At 67.7% G+C, this 19,908-nt stretch carries 18 protein-coding genes; 7 read left to right on the top strand and 11 right to left on the bottom strand.

All coding sequences use genetic code 11. The annotated features are described in order from the left end of the window. The first annotated feature begins 541 nt into the window (after positions 1–541). The 4 genes from ACYVKL_RS22965 to ACYVKL_RS22950 all read left to right on the top strand — a co-directional run bounded on the left by ACYVKL_RS22965 (position 542) and on the right by ACYVKL_RS22950 (position 3,810). The gene (locus tag ACYVKL_RS22965; protein ID WP_379174311.1) at positions 542–853 is read left to right on the top strand and encodes a hypothetical protein; all 312 of its coding nucleotides are present in this window, start codon (positions 542–544) and stop codon (positions 851–853) included. A 304-nt stretch (positions 854–1,157) separates the two neighbouring features. Next, positions 1,158–2,930 (top strand): hypothetical protein, encoded by a 1,773-nt coding sequence (locus tag ACYVKL_RS22960; protein ID WP_379174312.1) that lies wholly within the window; start codon positions 1,158–1,160, stop codon positions 2,928–2,930. Between the two features lie 57 nt (positions 2,931–2,987). Continuing rightward, a complete protein-coding gene (locus ACYVKL_RS22955; RefSeq protein WP_460772780.1) occupies positions 2,988–3,362 on the top strand; it encodes a hypothetical protein in 375 nt (124 codons plus the stop codon). Between the two features lie 160 nt (positions 3,363–3,522). Then, on the top strand, positions 3,523–3,810 hold the full coding sequence (locus ACYVKL_RS22950) for a hypothetical protein (RefSeq protein ID WP_379174314.1): 288 nt from the start codon (positions 3,523–3,525) through the stop codon (positions 3,808–3,810). 140 nt (positions 3,811–3,950) lie between these two features. Here the strand turns inward: ACYVKL_RS22950 and ACYVKL_RS22945 are convergent, their stop codons facing one another. The 11 genes from ACYVKL_RS22945 to ACYVKL_RS22895 are packed head-to-tail and all read right to left on the bottom strand — an operon-like array spanning position 3,951 to position 15,903. After that, positions 3,951–4,256 carry a hypothetical protein gene (locus tag ACYVKL_RS22945; protein WP_379174315.1) on the bottom strand — a complete coding sequence of 102 codons (306 nt, stop codon included), beginning with the start codon at positions 4,254–4,256 and terminating at the stop codon, positions 3,951–3,953. After that, on the bottom strand, positions 4,253–6,790 hold the full coding sequence (locus ACYVKL_RS22940; protein ID WP_379174316.1) for a hypothetical protein: 2,538 nt from the start codon (positions 6,788–6,790) through the stop codon (positions 4,253–4,255). The genes ACYVKL_RS22945 and ACYVKL_RS22940 overlap by 4 nt, the downstream gene beginning before the upstream one ends. Before the next feature lie 11 nt (positions 6,791–6,801). Beyond that, on the bottom strand, positions 6,802–7,104 hold the full coding sequence (locus ACYVKL_RS22935; protein WP_379174317.1) for a hypothetical protein: 303 nt from the start codon (positions 7,102–7,104) through the stop codon (positions 6,802–6,804). Positions 7,105–7,147: 43 nt separating this feature from the next. Further along, positions 7,148–10,177, bottom strand: a complete 3,030-nt coding sequence (locus ACYVKL_RS22930) for a hypothetical protein (RefSeq protein ID WP_379174319.1) — start codon at positions 10,175–10,177, stop codon at positions 7,148–7,150. Continuing rightward, positions 10,174–10,941: a DUF4913 domain-containing protein gene (locus ACYVKL_RS22925; protein WP_379174320.1), complete on the bottom strand. Its 768-nt coding sequence runs from the start codon at positions 10,939–10,941 to the stop codon at positions 10,174–10,176. Before ACYVKL_RS22925 ends, ACYVKL_RS22930 begins: the two co-directional genes overlap by 4 nt. Beyond that, positions 10,938–12,908: a type IV secretory system conjugative DNA transfer family protein gene (locus ACYVKL_RS22920; RefSeq protein WP_379174321.1), complete on the bottom strand. Its 1,971-nt coding sequence runs from the start codon at positions 12,906–12,908 to the stop codon at positions 10,938–10,940. Before ACYVKL_RS22920 ends, ACYVKL_RS22925 begins: the two co-directional genes overlap by 4 nt. Positions 12,909–12,910: 2 nt before the next feature. Further along, complete coding sequence (locus ACYVKL_RS22915) at positions 12,911–13,918, bottom strand: DNA cytosine methyltransferase (protein WP_379174322.1); 1,008 nt, start codon at positions 13,916–13,918, stop codon at positions 12,911–12,913. Further along, a complete protein-coding gene (locus tag ACYVKL_RS22910) occupies positions 13,915–14,691 on the bottom strand; it encodes a DUF5131 family protein (protein WP_379174323.1) in 777 nt (258 codons plus the stop codon). The genes ACYVKL_RS22915 and ACYVKL_RS22910 overlap by 4 nt, the downstream gene beginning before the upstream one ends. Beyond that, a complete protein-coding gene (locus tag ACYVKL_RS22905) occupies positions 14,691–15,167 on the bottom strand; it encodes a WhiB family transcriptional regulator (protein WP_379174324.1) in 477 nt (158 codons plus the stop codon). Before ACYVKL_RS22905 ends, ACYVKL_RS22910 begins: the two co-directional genes overlap by 1 nt. Positions 15,168–15,220: 53 nt before the next feature. Then, the gene (locus tag ACYVKL_RS22900; RefSeq protein WP_379174325.1) at positions 15,221–15,463 is read right to left on the bottom strand and encodes a hypothetical protein; all 243 of its coding nucleotides are present in this window, start codon (positions 15,461–15,463) and stop codon (positions 15,221–15,223) included. Further along, a complete protein-coding gene (locus ACYVKL_RS22895; protein WP_379174326.1) occupies positions 15,460–15,903 on the bottom strand; it encodes a hypothetical protein in 444 nt (147 codons plus the stop codon). Before ACYVKL_RS22895 ends, ACYVKL_RS22900 begins: the two co-directional genes overlap by 4 nt. A gap of 194 nt (positions 15,904–16,097) precedes the next feature. Between ACYVKL_RS22895 and ACYVKL_RS22890 the strand changes: the two genes are divergently transcribed. The 3 genes from ACYVKL_RS22890 to ACYVKL_RS22880 all read left to right on the top strand — a co-directional run bounded on the left by ACYVKL_RS22890 (position 16,098) and on the right by ACYVKL_RS22880 (position 19,856). After that, positions 16,098–16,934, top strand: coding sequence for a P-loop nucleotide/nucleoside kinase family protein (locus tag ACYVKL_RS22890; RefSeq protein WP_379174327.1), 837 nt, complete (start codon positions 16,098–16,100; stop codon positions 16,932–16,934). Further along, a complete protein-coding gene (locus ACYVKL_RS22885; RefSeq protein ID WP_379174328.1) occupies positions 16,931–18,208 on the top strand; it encodes a hypothetical protein in 1,278 nt (425 codons plus the stop codon). Before ACYVKL_RS22890 ends, ACYVKL_RS22885 begins: the two co-directional genes overlap by 4 nt. Before the next feature lie 529 nt (positions 18,209–18,737). Then, positions 18,738–19,856, top strand: a complete 1,119-nt coding sequence (locus ACYVKL_RS22880; RefSeq protein ID WP_379174329.1) for a hypothetical protein — start codon at positions 18,738–18,740, stop codon at positions 19,854–19,856. Positions 19,857–19,908: the final 52 nt, after the last annotated feature.

The raw sequence follows: 19,908 nt of genomic DNA, 5'->3' as shown, positions 1-19,908 counted from the left end.
TACGGAAGAGGGAATTCGCTCTCGAAACGGGTCGCCCGCCCTGCGGGCCGTCCACGGCGAACGCCAGGACACGGAACCGATAAATGACTACTCAGTGACCACCTCCTCGATCGCCGACATACCCGCAGGGCGTGCTGGTTCGTCCTCTCCGACGGTCCGGCCGGTTTCACCGGATTCTCTTCTCCGCCGGAGAGGACGGACGGAACTTCCTGCCCCGAGCCTTCGATCTGCCCGGGAACTTGATCTTCCTTGCGTACGACAGCGACTGTATACCTAACCCTGAACAATGTCTACACCCGAAACAGCAGATTTCAGCTAGCCGCCACAGTCGGTTACTTCACTACATATCGCCGCTCAGGAGCTCTGCGGTGCTGGAGGCTCGCGAGCGGGGCGCGCCCTGGGAGGAGATCGGCAGGGCCGCCGGCATGACTCGCCAGTCCGCACACGAACGGTGGGCCGAGCTCACCCGCTGATCGCTTTCCGTGCCATCTCTCGCCCAACAGCCCCGATCGTGTCGGCCCCCAGGGTCATACTGCCGCTCATGGGGTACGGGGTGCGGCGGCATTCTCCGCGGGGAAAGACACGCGGGGGGTACCACTACCGCCGCGCAACCAGGCCGGGCCGCTACACGTCCTTGTACTTCCACGGCTACCGCAGTGCCTCACCCATCCCGATGCTGTGGGCCTTCGCGGTGATCGCCGGCGGTGTGGCCCTGCTCCTGGTCGTGCTGACCCTCACCCACATGGGATCGGCCGCCACGCCGGCCAACACGACCGTGGTCACCCCGACCGTCGCACCCGCACAGCCGACAACCCCACCCCAGCTATGCTTCCCGTTCCAGGCGTCCTGCTGATTGCACGACGCTGAGACCTTCAGCGCCACTGAAGATCTCAGCTCTCGAACTGGCTGGAAACATCCTTCGTGAACTCTTGGCAGACTCTGCGAAGCAGTAGGGCTTAATCCAGTGTGAACAGGAGAGTTTTCGCCGTACGCTTCGCGTCGACTCATTCACGCGGGAGGGCGGGCAAGCCTTGGGCAAAAACCGGTATGGGCGTCGGAATCAGAATCGTCCTCCGAAGCAGAAGAGTCCGAAAGCTCAGTCGTCCCCTCCTGTCGAATCTGTTGCTTCGCGGGATGCGGCACATGTACAGGCCGAGATGGCGAAGCAGAACTTCATACTGATGTCCGCCGATGCCGGGTTGTCTCCGATCGAGGCCGAGGACCGTGCGGCCTTGCTCGGAGATGTCGATCTGACATCGACTGTGCGAGTGGTGACCGAGCTGTGGTCCAAGCTCGATGAGGCGATGGCAAAGGACTACAAGCGAATACCGTTTCAGCTGGAACTTCTTCACTCGACCGGCGCCCCATGGGCAGAAACGCTGGTGCCGCGGGTCCGGAAGGGTGATTTCCTCATCCCTCCACGCGCGCTCACCCAACTCACCAGAGAGGTTCTTGAGCACGCGGCGATCGACGCCGAGACCGGTCCCGCGACCTTTGAGGTGCTGACGCATCTGATCCTCTCGATCAACACCGAGCAAAACCGGAACGCCTACAGCGATGACGGGCTGGCATCTCCCGAAGCGATACAGCAGATGAGCGAGGATGCCGTTGCCCGCGATTCCGAGCAAACCCTCGCCGCGCTGCGGGAACTCATGCTCTCGCAGGTAGCGAACGCCCTCGCTGACTCCATCCGGCTGCTGGAAGTACTACAGGCCAACACCCAAGAACTGTGGTTCCGGCCGTGGCCGGAGAAGGTAACTCACCCAGATCTGGGAGCGACACCTGCAGATACCTTCGCCAAGGCCAACGGTGTCGAGCTGCTCGATCTGCTTGCGCTCGGTCAGATCATTGCGAAGCGAGCCAAGGCTGGTCAGGTCGAATTCTCCCGGGCGGACCTTCTCGCCGCAGGGGCCGCCGAGAGCGCGGTGTCGTTCTGCATCAAGGACATGTCGCTACCGCCGACCGACTTTCGGGCGAAACTGATCGCTGATCACAGGCACGGACGGACCCCATGGCAGCGCTACACGATGACCCAGTACCCGTTCCTGCAGCTCTCGCCCGACACTGTGCTGTTGCTGCGCTATCAATGGGGGATCGACCGCTTCTTCGGTTCGTTGCTGTACTGGCCGACTTTCATGGCCCTGCCGAGCCACAAGCGGCGCAAGCCTGTCCCAGGCTCGGCCGCAGAGGCATTCAGCCAGGGCATGAACCATGCCTTCGAGCGGTCGGTCGGTGAGTCCTTGTCGGGATTGTTCACGGGCAGCAGGAAGATGAAGCGCCTCGTTCACGAAGCCGAGCTCCAAGCGGCCTGGACCGAGAACAAGGGTGCACTGGCGTCTGCGTGCGACTGGGTCATCCCCGCCGGCCGACACTGCTTCGTCATCGATGCCACCAACCATCATCTCGATGCGGCTCTCGTGCAGGGGCTCGGTTCGGTGGAGGACTACGCCGCCGACATCGTCCAGACCTTCTCCGGTGATGACGGGAAGTTCAACCAGGTAGCCAAATCGGTCCGCAAGCTCTACACCGACGGATCCGAATTCGGAGTCTCCCGCTCGACTGTCTTCGTGCCGTTGATCATCGTTCCCGACGGCGGAGTGCCGAACCTGGACACCACCGACCTGGACCTACAACTGCGCAGTCGGCCGCACCTCGAAGAATTCGATGGCAGGATCCTCGCCCCCGCAGTGCTCACCTTGCCTGATCTGCAATTCTTGGAAGGGATTGCGCAGAGCCCTTTCTTGCCGATCGATGTCGCGGACATCATCGTCGGATGGCGCCGGGCTTGCATGGCCAGGCGCTGGCCGATCCCGCTTCAGGAGTTTCTCGATGGCCTACCGATACGGCCGATCCCACGTCGCATCATCAGCGCTTATAAGGAACTCGCGCGCACGCTGGACGGGCGAGTCGGGCCCGCTTCGACGACGTGATCCAACCGTGGATTCCAGCTACAACACGGACTCCCTGCCGTCACGATGTGAAAGGTGATGGCAGAGGAGAACTCTCAGCTCACCTCTCTGGTGGGCCCTGTGCGCTACCACCTGTTCGTCCAGATCATCCGTGCGGATGGGACACGGGATGAGGAGGACGAAGATCCGATATTCACGGTCAACGGCCTGGCGCTTCCCCGCGTAGGCGACGAACTGTGCTTCGAAGGTCACGGCATGGCGTTGCAGATGATCGTGAGGGAAGTGGGACACCACTTCTACGAGGAGCACGCCTACACCCCCCCGCACCGCGTCATCCAAGTGGTTGCCGACGCGATCCCGTTCCACCACGAGACTGTGCGGAAGCTCCGTGATCCTGTCGTGCTTGAGCGGTGGATCGCCCACTTCACGATGCTCGAACCTGACGTGTCGTAAGACCCCGAAGCCATACGGCCGATCAACCTCGCAGAACCAGCGCCTGGAACGCTGCGGGGGCGGTGCTGAAATTCGCGATCAGGTGACGCCGGATTTCGCGATCAAAGCCAGCCATATCAGCGGCCGGCGGCTGTCGGTCGGCGCCTCTACCGTTTGGCGTATGACCGACATCTCGCCTCTGGCCGCTAGCGCGCGGGCCCGGTTCGGCGACGCCGGCGTGCACGCGATCGTGCGGGCCGGGCGCACCGTGCACGCGGTCAGCCTCGGCGCGTGGGTCGAGGACGAGGAAGTCCCGGAGCTGCTGTGCCGCACCGGGATCGCGGGATGGTCTCCCACCGTGCTGCAACCAACCCGCGCCGAGGTCACCTGCGCGCGGTGCCTGCGCCGTCTCGGCGGGCCCTCCCCGTCCCGGCAGCTCCCGCTGTTCGGTGACGACCAGGACGGATAGCCCTCTTCACTGGAGAGGCGATGGGACGAAAGGCCGGGACGCATGGGGCCCGGGACGGCATACCCTCAGACAGCGATAACCCCGGCGGGTTCGAGCCGCCGGGGTTATCGCTGTCTTCGGAGCTATCGGAGCTATCAGAGCTATCGGTCGAGGTCGTCGAGGTCGGCGGTGGCGTCGGCGAAGTACCGCGTCGCGCCCGCGGCGGTGACGCGCTGGCGCCAGGCACCGGCTCGGATGTAGCCGCCGATGTAGAGCTCCTCGTCGAGCGCTTCCAGCGTCGCCGGCCTGCCGGGCGCGGTAGCCACCGATTCCCACCAGCCGCCCACGCTGCGCCCCGTCACGGCCCCGTCCTCGGCGTCGTAGAAGACCTCACAGCAGAAGATGTCGGCCACTGCCGCATCGGATTCCAGGCGGGCGATCACGTACAGGTCCACGGTCTCGGTCATCGCTCGACCTCCGGCGAGTGCAGCTGACGGCGCCCGGCGGCGGCCCGGGAGGACTGGGCCTGCGCTTGGGCTTGGGCGTGAGCCTCTCCGGCGGCCTTCTCCGTCCGCGGAGCGCGGGCGTGCCCGGTGTTGGGTGCGCGGCCGGCGGCGGCGGCCTGGCGCTGGGCAAGGGCGTCGTTGCGGTCGGCCACAGCGGCCTCGACCTTGGCCGTCCACTGCTGCTCCCGCCATGCGGCGGTCCGGCCCAGCTCCCCGGCCTGGCGAGCCCGGTCGGCGAGCAGCTGCCCGATCTCGGTGCGAGCAACCTCACCGGCACCCATCTCGACCAGCTGTCTGCCGAGGCTGGCGTACTTGTTGGCGTAGTTCTTCCGCTCGAACTCGATCCCGCCGGAGCCCCGGGCGCCGCAGGCCACGGTGTAGAGGGAGTCCCCGATCGCGGACACCGTGCGCTCGAGGCGTTCGGCGGAGTCCCAGCTCTGCGGCGCGGCGCCGGAGGCCGCGATGCGCTGGGTCACGGCCTCCTGGGTCGCAGTCGAGAGTTTGGAGGCGGGCACGCCCACGCGTTTGACGTCGGCGTCGGCCTTGGTCTTTTCGTCGGCGAACAGCAGCTCCGGCAGCTGCTTGTGGCCGCGGATCCGCCCGGTGTCGATATCGGCGAGGACGGCGGCGAGCTGGGCGCGTTCCACGGCGGCCAGGCCCTTGCCGTCGTGGATCATGACGCGCAGCTGCTCGCGCTGCTCGCTCATGCGGGTGATCTGCACGTTGACGTCGTCGCGGATGGATCCCGCAGCGTTGTCGGAGGTGACCGCGCCGAGCCGTTCGCGCTCCTCGGGCAGGAAGTAGTCCTCGCTGGCGAGGTAGTCGGCGAGCGTGGCCAGCTCGTCGACCTCGTCGGCGTAGTCGCAGAGTTCCTCACCGAGGTCGTAGCGGTCGACGTAGCCGGGCCACAGCTTCACGTCGACCTCACCGCCGCGGGCGATCTGCGTGCCTGCCTGGCGGACTCGGTCCTGGTCGGCGGGGGTCATGACCTTGATCTCCTCACGGACCAGCGGCCCGGCCGTGGGGTTGGTCGTGAACGCTTCCAGCAGGCGCGGCACCCGCCCGCGGGCCTCCTCCCCGGGGTCGACGAGGACCGGGCTGTAGAGCAGGTCCACGTCGGCGGTGTTGCCGCGCAGATAGTCCACGACGAACGACACCCGGGCCCGATCGGCCTCGGGCAGCTTCACTGCCGCCAGATCGGTGTCCAGACGCTCGCGGCGCGCTGCCTGGTCGTTGATGTGCCCGCGCGGATCGACCGGGGAAATCCCGATTCCCCGCCATGCCGAGATCGCTTCACTGACCGCGCCTTTCGCGGCGGCGAGCAGCGGCATGGCGGACACGATGTCCATCACCGAGGACTCGCGGTCGTGCAGGCGCCAGGCCTCGGCGTGGTTCTGGGCGTCGACCGCATCGAAGTCCGGGTCGATGCCGACGCTGAAGTCCGTGGCGTCGACCATCACGCCCCACTGGTCGGCGTAGTCGAAGGTGATCTGACGCAGGTGCTTGGCCGCGATCTCGGAGTTGGAGTGCCACACCAACGCATCCGCCAACGCCTCGACGGTCGCCGTCGGGTTGTCCTGCAGCCGCGCTTCCAGACGGGCCTCGACGAGGGCCTGCTCCTGGTCGAGCTTGGCGAGCACCTCGGCGACCGTCTCGGGGCCGACAGCCTTGGCGTCCTCGACGGCGGTGCCCAAGCGTTGATCGCGGTAGCGGGCCTGGTTGACCGCGACCGTGGCCAGCAGGAACGCCATCCGCTGCCCGTGTCCGACCGGCAGCGGGACACCCTCGGCTGGGGCTTCGGCCGCTCCGGCGGTTCGGCCGGCGGTGTCCTGCTCGGGCAGCTGCGCTCCCCAATAGGGGTCGGTGAGCAGGAAGACGCGGTTGTCGGTCAGGTACCGGTCGAGGTTCGCCCTGGCGGCCCGTTCCTCCTGCTCCATGCCCTGGATGTAGGCGGTGTAGCTGGCCTCGGACTTCTCGCTGTTGGCATGGGGATCCTGCCTGTCGAGGGCCTCGTCGAATTCGCGGTCGTCCGGGGCCCGATCCAGGATCGCGGTGATCGCGTCGAGGCGCTGCTGCAGCTCGTCGGCCTCCACCGCGTACCGCGACCGCGGCTGTTCCTGGAAATTCTTGTTCGACACGGTGTTTCCTTCCTTGTGGTCCTGCTCCCAGCCGGGGGCAGGTTCGACCGGGGCGCTCATCTCGGCGCGGGAGAATCCCCGCCGTTGCGCGGCCCGGAGCTGGTGTTCGGTGGTGGCTTTGCGGATGGCGGCCAGCTGCGCGTCGGTCGGGACGCGCTTGGCCGGGGCAAGGTCGGGGTCGAAGAGGCTGGCCACCACGCGGCGGCCTCGGACCTTGCCGACCATGAGCGCGACCAGGGACTGGCCGGGGCTCTTGCCCATTTCCCGCAGCTGGCGGCGGGTTTTCAGGTGAGACGGGGCGAGGCCCCAGCCGTACTCCTGGCGGGAGTCGTCCGGAGCCTCGTCGACGGTGGTCACGGCCTGATCCCTCAGCCCTGCGCGATGGTGGTCAGATCGGCCAGGCCGAGCTCGACAGCGAACTGCATCGCCGCGTCCTGCAGCCGCTCCTGATCGGCGCGCATGTTGCGGAACCGGGGGCGGTAACGCTCGATCCAGCGTTCGGCGGTTCGGCAGTCGTGGGTGACGCCGTCGAGGTGGCGGCGCAGTTCGGTGATGCGTGCGGCCATCTGCACGATGACCGCGGCCGGATCGGCGAACAGGGCGGCATTCTCGGGAACTGCGAGCAGGTCGCGGGCCAGCGCTTCGAGCGCGGCGGCAGTGTTGGCGGACATGGTTTTCCTCCTGAAATGGGTTGGGTGAGAGGGAAATCGGGGGCTATCGGTCCAGGTCGTTGTCGTCGCGGCCACGGCCCTTGCCGCGTTGGTAGGCGCGGGCCACGCCCGCGCCGGGCATGGTCTGGCGCGCTTCGCTGGGGGCTCGTTTGACCGCAGCGGAGACGGGCTTGGCGCGGCCGGCGTCGGCGGCCATGCGCTGGGCGACTTGGTCGGGGTCCAGGCCTGCGGCTTCGAGGTTGGATCGGAACGCCTCGCGGCGTTCGGCGCTGTCGTAGACGGGTGTCTCCGGGGCGCGGGCGGCTTCGACGGTTTCGCGGCGCTGTTCCCAGCGGTCGACGATCCGCGCCGCCTGCTTGCCGAGGCTGGCGGCTTCCCCGGCGGCGGTCAGCAGGTTCCCTGTGACCCGGTTGCGCATCGGCTGACTCACCCCGGACGCTGCGAGGCGGGCGTCGAACTTCTCGGCCACTCCGGTGCGCTCGTAGTCCGACAGACTCGCGCGACCGGCGGCCATAGCCGCTTGGACGTCCATGACCTGGGTGAGCTCGTCGCGGGTGCGGCGCACGGTGCCGTTCGGGACCGCATTGGTGTCGAGCACCTTCTCCACCTGGCGGCGGTGGGCGTGGCTGGCGTTGTGGGCGATGCGCACGGCGCGGTCGGCGTCGTAGGCGGCGGCGGCGCGGTCGGTGGCGAACAGCAGCTCCGGGACGCTGGTCTTGCCTGCGTCCACGTCCCGCAGCACGGCAGCGAGCTGATCCTTCTCCAGCTGGTGCAGGCCTTTGCCGCTGGTGATCGCCGTGGTGATGGCCTTGTGGTGGCGGTCGACCTGCTTGCGCATCGACGAGGCGGTGGCGTCGTCGATGGAGTTGGCGCGCACCGCGGCGGCCTCGGCTTGCGGTGCCAGCAGCGCGTAGGCGCGCGTCTGGGCGGCCAGCTCGTCGCGGTCGACGTGTTCGGGCCACAGCTTGGTGAAGCGGCCGGCGGGGTTCTTGCGGATGTCGTTGCCGCGGGCGCGGGCCTTGGCCTGGTCCTCGGGGGTGAGCACAGCCATCGCCCGGTTCAGCTTCTCCCGGGTCTCGGCGATCATGCGCTTGTTGCCGGTCTTGAGCCGGTCCTGGTAGTCGACGAACAGCTTGTCGATGCCCGGCTTGGCCTCCTCGCCGAGATCGACCAGCGGGGCGGGCAGCTTGCGCAGCTCCGTGGTCGCGGTGACAGCGGTGACCGCATCAGGGTAGGTGCCGAGTTCGGCGCTGGTGGGCTGCTGGCCCGGGGTGCCCAGGTAGGAGGCGACGAACCGGATCTTGGTGACGGTCTCGGCGCCCACGCCCTTGTCAGAGAGCTTTTTGGTCAGTTCCGACAGCCGCATGGCGGAGGGGTTGGCGCGCCACTTCTCGATCTCGCCGTAGAGCTCTTCCTTGACGTTCTCGTCGAGCCCTTCGCGCGCGACCATCTCGACCATGTGGTCGCGGGCCTTGTTGACCCGATCCGCCGACGCCCGATCGGCGTCGGCGGCGGCCAGCGACGCCGCCAGCTCCGGCGACGCCGCAGCGTCGGAGGTGACCTGACCGGACAGGGCGTCGATTTCGATGCCGTAGCGGTCCTTGACGTGGACTTTCAGTGCGACCAGGGCCTTGCGGGCGGTCTCGCTGTCGGGGGCGTAGGCGACGGCGTCAGCGACGGCCTGGGCGATCTCGGTGCGCGAGGCGTTCTCGAAGCCACGCTCGCGCAGCTTGCGGATCCGGCCTTCGGCGGCGGCGCGGTCGGTGGCCTGCTTCGCTTCGGCCCGGGCCTTTTCGTCGGCGTCGCGGGCGGCGGCTTCTTCGGCGGCCTGACGGTTGGCTTCGACGTGGCGGCGGGCGGCGGCGATCAGGTACTGCATCAGCAGCTGCATGAACGACGCCCAGCCGCGGCTGACGTGGTCGACTTCCTCGTTGCCGGGGTTGGGGGCGGGGACGTGGTCGTTGCTGCCGTAGGCGTGGCTGGGCATGGAGGGTCCTTCCTGGGGTGCAGACGCCGCAGCCGAGACGACATCGGTCTCGGCTGCAGGGATTTCGGGAGCGGGCGCGGCGGTGGCCGCGGGCCCGGTGGGGGTGAGGGGATCCAGGTGCGGGATCGGCTCCAGTTCGCCGATGTCGTGCCCGGCGGCCAGGTGGTCGAACAGGTCCTTGCCGGTCGCGGCCTGCACGATCCGCACCCGCTGCACGAGCCCGACAAGGCTGGCCATCACCCGTTCGGCGCGGCGATAACCAGGCGCGTCGCGGTCGGTGACGATCACGACGGTGTGGGCGCCACGCAGCCATGCGGCGTGCTCGGGTTTCCATCCCGACGCACCGCCGGCGTTGGTGGTCGCGGCCAGCCCGGCGCGCTCGCCTTCGAGGACGTCTTTCTCGCCCTCGCAGACGTAGACGACCTGGCCCTCGCGGATCGCGTCCAGCACGCGCGGCAGCTGGAACGGGATCGGGTCGAAACCGGTGTCGGCCCAACCGTTTTCCGGGCTCCAGGCCCGCTGGTGGAACCGCTTGTCACGGCCCTTGTCGAACCAGGCTTCCTCGCGGATGACCTCGCCGGCGACGGTGCCGTCCTCGCGGGCGTACGGGTAGACAGCAGTCTGCTTCCACGCCGAAACCTGGTCACCCAGATCCTTTTTCGGCTTCACCAGCGGCAGCCCGGCCGCGTCGATCGCACGGTCGGCGGCCGAGAGCTGCCGCGGGCGCGGCGCGCGCCTGACTGGGCCGACATCCGATCCGCGCGTGATCGGGGCGTCGTAGAGGTCGCGGACCGCCAACCCGAGCTGGCCGAGCACCAGCTCGTCGTCGCAGCCCGCTTTGCACTGCACCTTCGTACGGCCGGCATCAGGCAGGTACTTCACGATCAGCGACGGGTTGTGGTGGCCGCCATCAGCCTCGTGGACCGGGCAGCAGTAGCGGGTCCACTCCCCGGCAGTGCGGCCCGGACCCACCTTCTGTTCCAGCGCGGCGGTGATGGTCTCGAACGAACCGCGGTTACGATCGGCCTCGCGCGCGCCCGCGCGGACGCGCGCCCGCGAGGCTCTATTGGGGGCTGGCGCGGTCATCCGGGGAACTCCCAGCTCCCGGGCACGGGACGGCGGTTCCCGACCGGCGCACCGGCCACCACGATCGCCGAGGGCGTGACGTGCTCGGGGCGGCCGTCTTCGGGGAAGGCCTCCTCCGGCGCGATCACGATCGGCAGGCTCGGCAGTTTGCCGTTGTGGCCGTGGGCGACCGAGCAGTACTTGAACGGGCCTTCGCGGTCGAAGATCCGGTCCATCATCGGGTCGAAATACACCAGCCAGAACGCCGCGAGCTCGGTCTCCTCACCCTGGCGCAGGTGCTCGAACGCCTGGTGCAGGGCCTCGAACCGGGCGACGACCTCGCCGTGGAGCCACCACATCGGGCACCAGTGCAGCGGCGCGTCCCGCATGGACACCTCACGCCGGTAGATCTCGGTCACGTACTCCTCGACGAACTCCTTCACCCGCGCGAACTCCGGCTCCGGCGGCTCGGGCGCGTCCTCGGGCTCCTCCTCGACGGGCTCGGGTTCCGGCTCCGGCTCGGGTTCCGGCTCGGGTTCCGGCTCGGGGGCGGGGTTGAGGGCGCGTTCGGCCTGGACGATGGCGGTCTCGCGCATGCCGGCGATGACTTCGGGGGTGAGCATGGCCTTGACCACGCCGTCGGCGATTTCCTTGGCCTGGGCGTTGATCTGCGTGGTGACGGCCTTGCCGATCGCGCCTTCGAGCAGATCGCCCAGGTCCATCTGCGGGATCACCTGCTCGGCGGTCTCTCCGGTGGTGGTGGGCTGAGTTCCGTTGTCGGTCATGCGGTCTGGCCTTCCTCGTCGGTCCACGGCGGGACCGCACGCAGCCGCGTACGGCCCGCCTGGGTGGGTTGGGGGTTGTCGGATTCGCTGTCCTCGCCGAGAGCGGCGCGGATCTGGTCGGCGTAGGGGCGCTCGAACCACGGCACCGTTTCCGCGAGCAAGGCGCGGTGACCGTTGACGAACACGAGCACTCGGCCCTTGGGCAGGGCGGACAGATCGCTGGGGGCCAGGGTGACCTCGGTGGTGCGCGAGGTCGAGGTCGAGCGGCTGGAGTTGCCCTTGCCGCGGCTGGTGCTGGTGCTAGTGACCAGCTCGTAGTGGTGGCCGACCAGCTCGCTCATGTCCTTGAGGAACCCGGTGTCCTTCAGACCGGCACCCAACGTCAGGACGTTGGCAGCCGAGAGCAGTGCCTTCATGCCGTCGGGGCCCCAGCAGCGCACGCCCTGGGCCCAGGACTGCAGGATCGTCATCACGACCATGCCCCGGGAGCCGAAATGGCTGTACTGCTTGGGCAGGTCAGCCCATTTCACGATGTTGGCGGCCTCATCGAGGACCAGCAGCAGCGGCACCGGCAGCCGACCGCCGGGGTGGCGGCGGCCTTCGCGCTTGCCCGCGTCGGCGACCGCCGCGCACAGGGCCACGACCAGCGGGCCCGCGGAGCTCTTGCTCTCCTCCGACAGCGGGTACAGGGTGTCGCGGGAGGTGACGAAGGCGTCGACGTCGAAGGCACGGCGCGGGGCCTCACCCTTGGCCGGCGGGGTGACCCACGGCCGGATCCGCGAATACTTCAGGCAGGCCGCCATCTTCTTCGCGGTGCCGAACACGCCGTCGCGCTGCTTGGCCTGCGCGTTGTACTGGCTCGACAGCGCACCCGCGACCAGGTCGAACCCGCTGTCGTCGAGGATCCCGACCGGCTCGGGGTCATCGGCCCGAGTCACCCACGCGAAGGCTTGGGTGATGGGCTTCTTGGCCAGCGCGCACGCCAGGAACAGCGCGGCCAGCAGGTCCTCACCCTCCTGCGGGAAGAAGTTGTCCCCGCTCGTGGCACCGTCCTCGGCGGCAGCGAAATGGCCCGCCAGCTCAGCAGCCCGTTCCTGGGCGCCCTCACCACCGTCGGGCCCGGCGACCCACGCGATCGGATCCCAGTACCAGGTGCACGGCTCCTCGGCCACGCCCTGCGGGTCGAACACGTACACGTCGCCGACCTCATCGCGCACAGAGCGGGTTGCATCGACCACGTCGCGCTTGTTGCTGGTGGCGACCACGGGCCCGACGGCCTCCATCACCGCCGGAATCACCCGGGAGGTGGACTTGCCCGAGCGCGGACCCCAAATGTCGAGGTGCAGATCCTCATACGAGGCGTACAGCGGGCGACCGTCGAGAACCGAGCGGGCCACCAGCACACCCGGCACGTCGTCCTCACCCAGGCGCACCTTCAGGTCGGCAGCCTTGGCGGCCGCCGCCTCGAAGCTGAGGTCGTCGAGCTCACCGCCGCGCGCCATGTAGCGGGCCTGAACGTCGACCGCCTCACGACGGATCGGCTTGCGCGGCAGCGTATTCGCCGCCGACGCCTTCACCAGCGTCCGCGCCTGCTCCTTCGAGGCCTTCCGGGCGGCCTTCTTCTGGCCCGCCGACGCCTTGAGCTCACCGCACTTCTCGCAGGCCGCGCGCCACGCCCACACGCTCCCGACCACACCGGCGACGGTCGAGAGCGCGATCGTGCCGAGCCCTGCCCACGCCTCGACGGGCCACTGCAGGGACTGCTCGGCGAACAAATGCCAACCCAGACCGGCCGGATTCCTCAGCGGCACATCCTGAGCGGGCCCGCCGAACACCGGCGCCAACCAGACACTGAGCCCGGCGACCTCGACCAGCGCGGGGACGCCGACCGCGACCCCGGCGACGCCGCACACCTCGCGCCATTCCGGATCCATGCCCTCACGGGGGGCTTTCACGCTGCGGTCCATGGCTACGCCACCTCCAGGGCGTTGGCGGTGCGCTCACCGATGAAGCGGGCGACGTTGACCGAGACGGCGTTGCCGATCTGCATGCGGACCTCGTCGAGGTAGCGGCGCTTGCCGTTCTTGATGACCGGGACGTTCCGGCCGTGGAACACGTAGTCGTCGGGAAAGCCCTGCGCACGGGCCCTTTCGCGGTTGTTCAGCAGCCGCCGGTACACGCCGGCGTCGGTCACGGTCGCGATCCCGTGGTGGTTGCCGCCCGCGGTGACCGTGGCCAGCTGGTGCTGATCGGCACGGCGAGCGCGACCGTGGTTGCGGTACACGGTCAGGTGCGGGACGCCCGGCACGGCGATCTCGGCGACCTGGTCGGCGACGTAGCCGTGGCTGGTCTTGAGCTCTCCCAGGTCGGGGTCGAGGATCGCGGTCGCGGGCGTGCGCGGCCCGGGGGTGACGTCCAGGTTCACGTCGCCGTGGCGGGTGAAGACCGCATAGAAACGGATCCGGTTCTGCGCCACCGGGTTCGGGCCGACGTCGGCGGAGTTGAGGGTGACGACCTGGTGCTTGTAGCCCAGGGCGGTCATACCGTCGAGCCACCAGCGGTACATCACGCCGCGCCCCCAGTTCATGAACTCGGTGACGTTCTCGACGATCACCGCGTCGTAGGCGTGGACCTCGGTCGCGGCGATGACCGCGAAAGCCGTTGCGCGGTCGATCGATCCCTCGTCGGCGCGGCGCAGCTCGGCCTCGACCGACGGCTGTTTGCGGCCACCGGAGCGGGCGTGCCACACGCAGCTCGGGGACACCCACAGCAGGTTCGTGCGGCCGAAGGTCCGGAAGTCGGTCTCCGACAGGTTCGCCAGTCGGTGGTCGGTGTCGGGGTGGTTGGCCTGGTGGGTGTCCACCGCCGTCTGCCAGTGGTTGGCGGCGTAGAGCACCTGGTAACCGGCCTGCCGCAAGCCTTCCGAGCTGCCGCCCGCACCGGCGAACAGGTCCGTGGCCGTGAGTCCGTGCGTCATCGCGCCACCTCCGGCGTCCGGGCGGCGTCCGCACGCAGCGGCATCTGGTTCCAGATCCGGCCATCGAGCTCGCGGCCGGCAGCCTTCGGGGTGCGCCCACCCCACTGCTTGAAGAAGAACGGGACCTCGGCGGCGACGCACTCGTCGCGCAGGTCACGCACCCAGTCCGGGTGCATCGGGCGGGGGTTCGGGCCGGACTCGCCACCGGCGATCACCCAGTCCAGGCCAGGCTCGGTGAACAGCCACCGATCCAGGTCGACCGGGCCGATCAGCGGCTCGCACGACAGGAACCGCACCGCCGCAGGGGTTTTCACCAGGGCGTCGATGCGGTGGGTGACCGCACCGTTCTCGACCGAGGTCCCCAGCCACAGGTTCGGCGGGAACACCAGGCCACGCTCGGTGAGCTTGCGCGCCCGCTCCGGCCGCTTCGTCAGGACCTGGTAGGTGTGCTGCGGGGTCTCGGCGATGACGTCGACCACAGCCCGCACGAAGTCCTCCGACACCTTCGCGTGGAACAGATCCGACATCGAGTTCACGAACACCAGCCGCGCGGTGCGCCACCGGCGCGGGATGTCCAACGCCCCCGGGTGTTCGGTGACCGCGAACCCGGGCCCGGAGGTCCGGGGGTCGCCGTCGTTCTGGTACTTCGCCGAGCCCATCGCCTTGAGGCGGCGGGCCATCGCCAGCGCGTAGCAGTCGTCGCAGCCCGCCGAGATGCGGTCGCATCCGGTGACCGGGTTCCAGGTGACCTCGGTCCACTCGATCCCGGTCATCACGCCACCAGCCCTTCCCGGCCGCCGCTGTAGGCGTGCAGAGCGCGGCGTGCGGTGTCGGTGCCCACACCCAGCTGCTCGGCGACGCGCGGCCAGCTGAACCCGACCTCCACGCGCAGCTCGTAGACGCGGATCTGGAATTCCGGGTCACGCCACACCGTGCTCACCGGTTCGTCCTGCAACAGCGGTGCGCCACCAGCGGCGATACGCCGCAATTCCTTTCGGGCGGCCTCGCGGACCCGCTTGCCGGCGTACAGCGGCGGCATCGGCACCGACGCGACCACGCCGGCGTAGACCTCGGTCTGCAGCGCCCTACTCGCGCACTGGGCCAGCAACGGGCAGTCCCCGCATACGATCTGCGCCTCGCGGGCGTCGTCCCAGCGGTCCGGGAAGAACAGATCCGGGTCGATAGCCGGATCTGCGCACACAGCAGCAGTCCACAGGTCCGGGTGGTCAGAGACAGAGTCGAGCCGCATCGCGGCCTCCTTCACGACAGAACGGGTGTGGGAATCGGAGTCGAGGACGCGGTTCACCGCTGCTCACCGCCCACCGGCGGGACGGGCGCGGCATCCGAGCGCAGCGCGCAGAACGGCTCACACGGGCCGAGAGTTGTTGAGACGGTGGAACTTCCGTCGCTGAAATGAGCGGTAGCCACGGCGACCGCCAGCACGGCCGTCATCGCGACCACCAGGAAGAAGCCCCACAGCAAGACACCAAATGCAGGCACCACCAGCACGACCGGCACATGAACCACACGCTCACGGGTTCTCATGACCGCACCGCCGATCCGAGAGCGGCGGCGACGGTGGTCTCGACCGCGAGGACGGGCAGACGCTGGGCGCGGGGCACGCCTAGACGGTCGATCGCGGCAGCGGTGGTCAGGCACTCCATGTGCGGGGTGAGAGCGTGCATCGACTCGCGGTCGAGCAGGTTGTCCACCACCTGCTGCATCGAGCTCAGTTCGATCTCAAGCCGCCGCACTTCGGCGACCAGCTCAGCGACCTGCTGGGTCGACAGGTCCTCAGCCGGACCTGCTGCCTGCGCGAAACTGTTCACGGATACGCTCGAAGGGTTGTTGTGAACTGTCCAGTGGGTGTCTTCCGCCATGCTGGCGGCGGCTCGGAGTTCATGTATCTTCGATTGGGTTTCCTGGGGTTCATCTGGGGAAATGGCATGAAATCCGCGTCTGCGGGAAATGGTCGGGAGCCTCATTGAACTTCCTCCGTTAGGAGACCGGCATCACATCTGCTGTTCAATAGTGTGCGCCTGAACTGTTCAGATGTCGAGGATCTTCGGGAAGGTTTCCGTGGCAAATGCACAGCTAGATGACAGATCGCAGCGAATCCGGTATGGACTGCTACCGTTTAGCTGGCTAACGATCGACAGATCAGAAGGGCTCGAAGGCGATGACTGAACCGACCAGTAGTGAGGCACGCAAGAGCCAGATCGCGCGCGAGATACGCAACGACATCGAAGCTGGCCGGTTGCGGCCCGGTGACAGGTTGCCCTCCGGGCGCGATCTCGCCGCTCAATGGAGCGTTGGCCTCGGCACAGTGAATGCCGCTCTTGAGCAGCTCAGCAGCGAGGGGCTGGTGGTCAGCCGCCCACGCTCAGGTCGAGTGGTGGCTGACCTCGCCGCCATGGTCGGTGACAAGCCCAGGCCGGCACGTCCCCGCGCGGTGTACATCGGCGGCTACGCCGGTTCGGGCAAGACCGAAGTCGGCCGTACGCTTGCACGGGAGACCGGGTGGGCCATGCTCGACAAGGACAGCATCACCCGCAGCGTTGTGGACGCTGCGCTCGTCCAGCTGGGCAGCACCATCGCTGATCGCGAGTCCAAGACCTATCTGGAGGTCGTGCGCCCGGCGGAGTACCAATGCCTGGAAGCCACTGTTGCCGAGAACATCTCATGTGGAGTCAGCGCAATCGCCACCGCGCCATACCTGCGCGAACTCACCAGCCGCTCATGGCTTGAGCGGACCGCCGCCACCCTGCACAGCCTCGGTGCCGGCATGTCTGTGATCTGGATCCGCTGCTCCGGTGAATCAATGCGCAGCTATATCGAACGGCGCGGTGCCGCACGCGACACCTGGAAGCTGGCGAACTGGGACCAATACCTGGAAGGCGTGGACGAGGAGTTCGTGCCTCCGTGGCCGCACACCCTCATCAAGAACAACCCGACCGATGAACCGATCCAAGCGCAGGTGAAGAGCTTCCTACGCTCTCTTGAGGGCGTCGCATGACCAGGCAGATGGGCGTGATCCTTTACGGTCCGCCAGCATCCGGGAAAGACACCGTGACCAGCGCGCTGCACAGGCACGACAAACGGTTCGAGCAGTACCAGCGGATGAAGGTCGGGCCCGGTCGCATCACGGGCTACCGGATGGGTACAGCCGAGGATCTCGCTCGGCTCACCGCCGGCGGAGAAGTCCTCTACACGAATCGCCGCTACTCCGCGGTCTACGCGATCGACAGGCCGGAGCTGGACCGGCTGCTTGAGGCAGGGCGAATCCCGGTCGTGCACATTGGCCAGCCGGAGGCTGCCGAGGCACTCATCACAGCGCTGCCGACAGTCCGGTGGACCACCGTGGAGCTTTGGTCTCCACGCGAGGTCGCCGCCGCCCGCATCGAGGCCCGCGGCACTGGCGACACCCCCGAGCGGCTACAAGCATGGGAGGAGACTCCCCGGCTTACCTCCGCAGATCTCCAGATCGACACGTCGCGGACTGACCCGGATGCGGCCAGCCGCCTCATCGCCGATCGGGTGTGGGCATGGACAGCCGTCGTCCCGGTCCTGCACCTTGTCAGCGACGACGGCACGGTGGACCTCTCCAACACCGAGCGATATGCCGAAATTGCCAGTGCCACATGGGTCGACCGGTTCCTGATCAACGGCAGCACTACCCGCGGAGATCAACTCAGCCGCGACGAACGCACCGCAGTGCTCGACATCTGGGCCAATGCTGTTGGCCCAGATCGCGTTTTGGCCTGTTCCTGGAATCAGGCCGATCTGACGGCTGCCACCGAACGCGGCGTTGTCCCGATGGCGGTCCTGCGCAACCTGGACAGCCCTGACGCGCTGCTGCAGTTCCTCCAGTCCCTCCCCGGCGGCGCCACCATCTACAGCCACCCAAGTCTGTTCGGGCCATCGATTTCTCCTCTAGCTGTCCGCCAAGCCGCACAGGCGGGCTGCCTGCCCACAGGCGGCAAGCTTGCCAAAGTTACGCTTGCCGAGATTTCCGAAATCCACAGCGCGGCACCAGGATTCGACCTCTGGGACGGATCCTCGCGCCGTATTCAGCAGTCGCTGGACGCCGGAGCAGACGGGATCGTAGCGACCCCCCTGGCCGCGCTGCTCGCAGCCGAGTTCCCTTCCAAGGATGTGGAGTCCGTGCAGAACAGCGTGAATCGCACACAGACAGAACTCGATCAACTTCCAGGACGGCCAGAGCGGCGTGCGCATCTGCTGAAGCAGATCCGCGCAAACTTGGCCACGAGTTCCATTGCGGGGCGATGAGATCAGATCCGGCGTGTCTCCGGGGTTTTCACCCGACCTGGGTTAGCGTTAACGACCATGGCTAGACCGGTGACAATGCCCCCCTCGAAGTTGTCTGGTGTCCGCCTGTCTATCGACCTGATCGAAGCGTGTGACCGGGAGATAGAAGAGCGCGGAATCACGAAACGAGAGCTGTTCGAGCGCGCGCTTCGGCGAGAGCTTGGACTGCCGGAACCAGCCCAACGACTGCACAGCCAAGAAGCACTGGAGATCGATTTGGATCGAAGGGAATGCGCCTAGCGAATCGACGTCTGAGCAGGTGACAAGCCTGCCCACACAACTGCATTAACGACGAAAACCCCCGACGCTGCGAACGTCGAGGGTTTCGCTCCCCGAAGGGATCATGTCTTTGCTGGACAGGTCTCAGGGTAACGCACGCACGCATACAGGTGCGCGGCAACACACCCTTATTCCTGGTGACGATGTTCACCACCCCTCTGAACAGCGCAAATACTGCACCGGCCCCCGACGAAGCCGTGTCGGAGCGGCGATGGGCTGGCTCTTCCCTCTGCCAGCGCTGCGGCTGGAGCTACCGGCCGACGCCTACAGCAACGTTCCGGCGTGCTGGTGGGGTCGAGGACGGTGGATCGCACACTGCCTAGCGCTCTACGACAAGCACTACCAGCTGCTGCGCCGCCACCGCATGGTCGACTCCGTCAGCCGCCGAACGTTTCTCGCCTACCTGATCGTCGAATCAGGCGGCGCGGACTACCGCACCGGCCGCGACTGCCGCATCACTGTCGATCGGCTTCAAAAGGCCGTCGCGCGTTCGGAATCCACCATCCACCGATGCCGGCGGCTGGTGAACAAGCTCGGCTGCCGCACCGTCGTATTCAGCGGCCGCCTCCGTACCCGCGAGGAGCGCCTGGCCTCATGGAAGCGCCGCGACCGCGCCCGCGGCTGGGCCGCAGTGTCCGCACTCCACGAGACCACCGTCCTACCTGTGGATAACGAGCACGTGAAAACCCTTCTCCACCAGGGTTTTGGCACCCCACCGGAGCGAAGCGACGGTTTCGATTTCCTCTCACGTCCACCGAAATCATCTCCACCACAACCCATGACGAAAAGACGCGCTCCGCGCGGCACAGATGGGAGGAGGCCGCGGGCCTACGACCAGAGAGCGCTGTTGCTGGCCGAGAAATGCCGCAAGGACGAACGAATCCCGTTGTGGGCACGGCAGATGCCGCGCGGCCAGCTGGCGGCGGCGCTGACGCGGTACGCGGTCGCGGGCTGGCAGGTCGACGACGTGTTCGGGGCATTCGAGGAATTCCGGATCTCAGGTAAACGCATCATCGGTACCCCCGACAAACCCATCGGGTACCTGTGCCACGTCTTGCGCCAGATCCCGGTCGACGTACCGCCGGCCTTGCTGGACCGGGCCCGCGAGGTTGATCTGGAGGAGAAGCGGCGGGCGCGGCAACGCGAACTGCGGGAGGAGATCCGGGCAGCGAAGATGGCGGCGGCCGGCGAACATTCACCGGGTCGAGAAGCTGCACGCCAGGCCACGGCCGCACTGCGTGCCCGTACGGTCGGCAACGACCGTACGCGCGCCCGCCACGCCGACGATGAGGCGCGCGCGGCAGCGCGGCGCGCCCGCAGCGAAAGCTGAACAGGTCTTGGACCTTTCACCCCCGCCACAGCGGCCCGACCGGGCTGCCCCC

Source organism: Nocardia tengchongensis, from assembly GCF_054781395.1.
The sequence above is the reverse complement of the archived record's forward strand: the minus strand, read 5'-3'. Positions and strand labels throughout refer to the sequence as shown.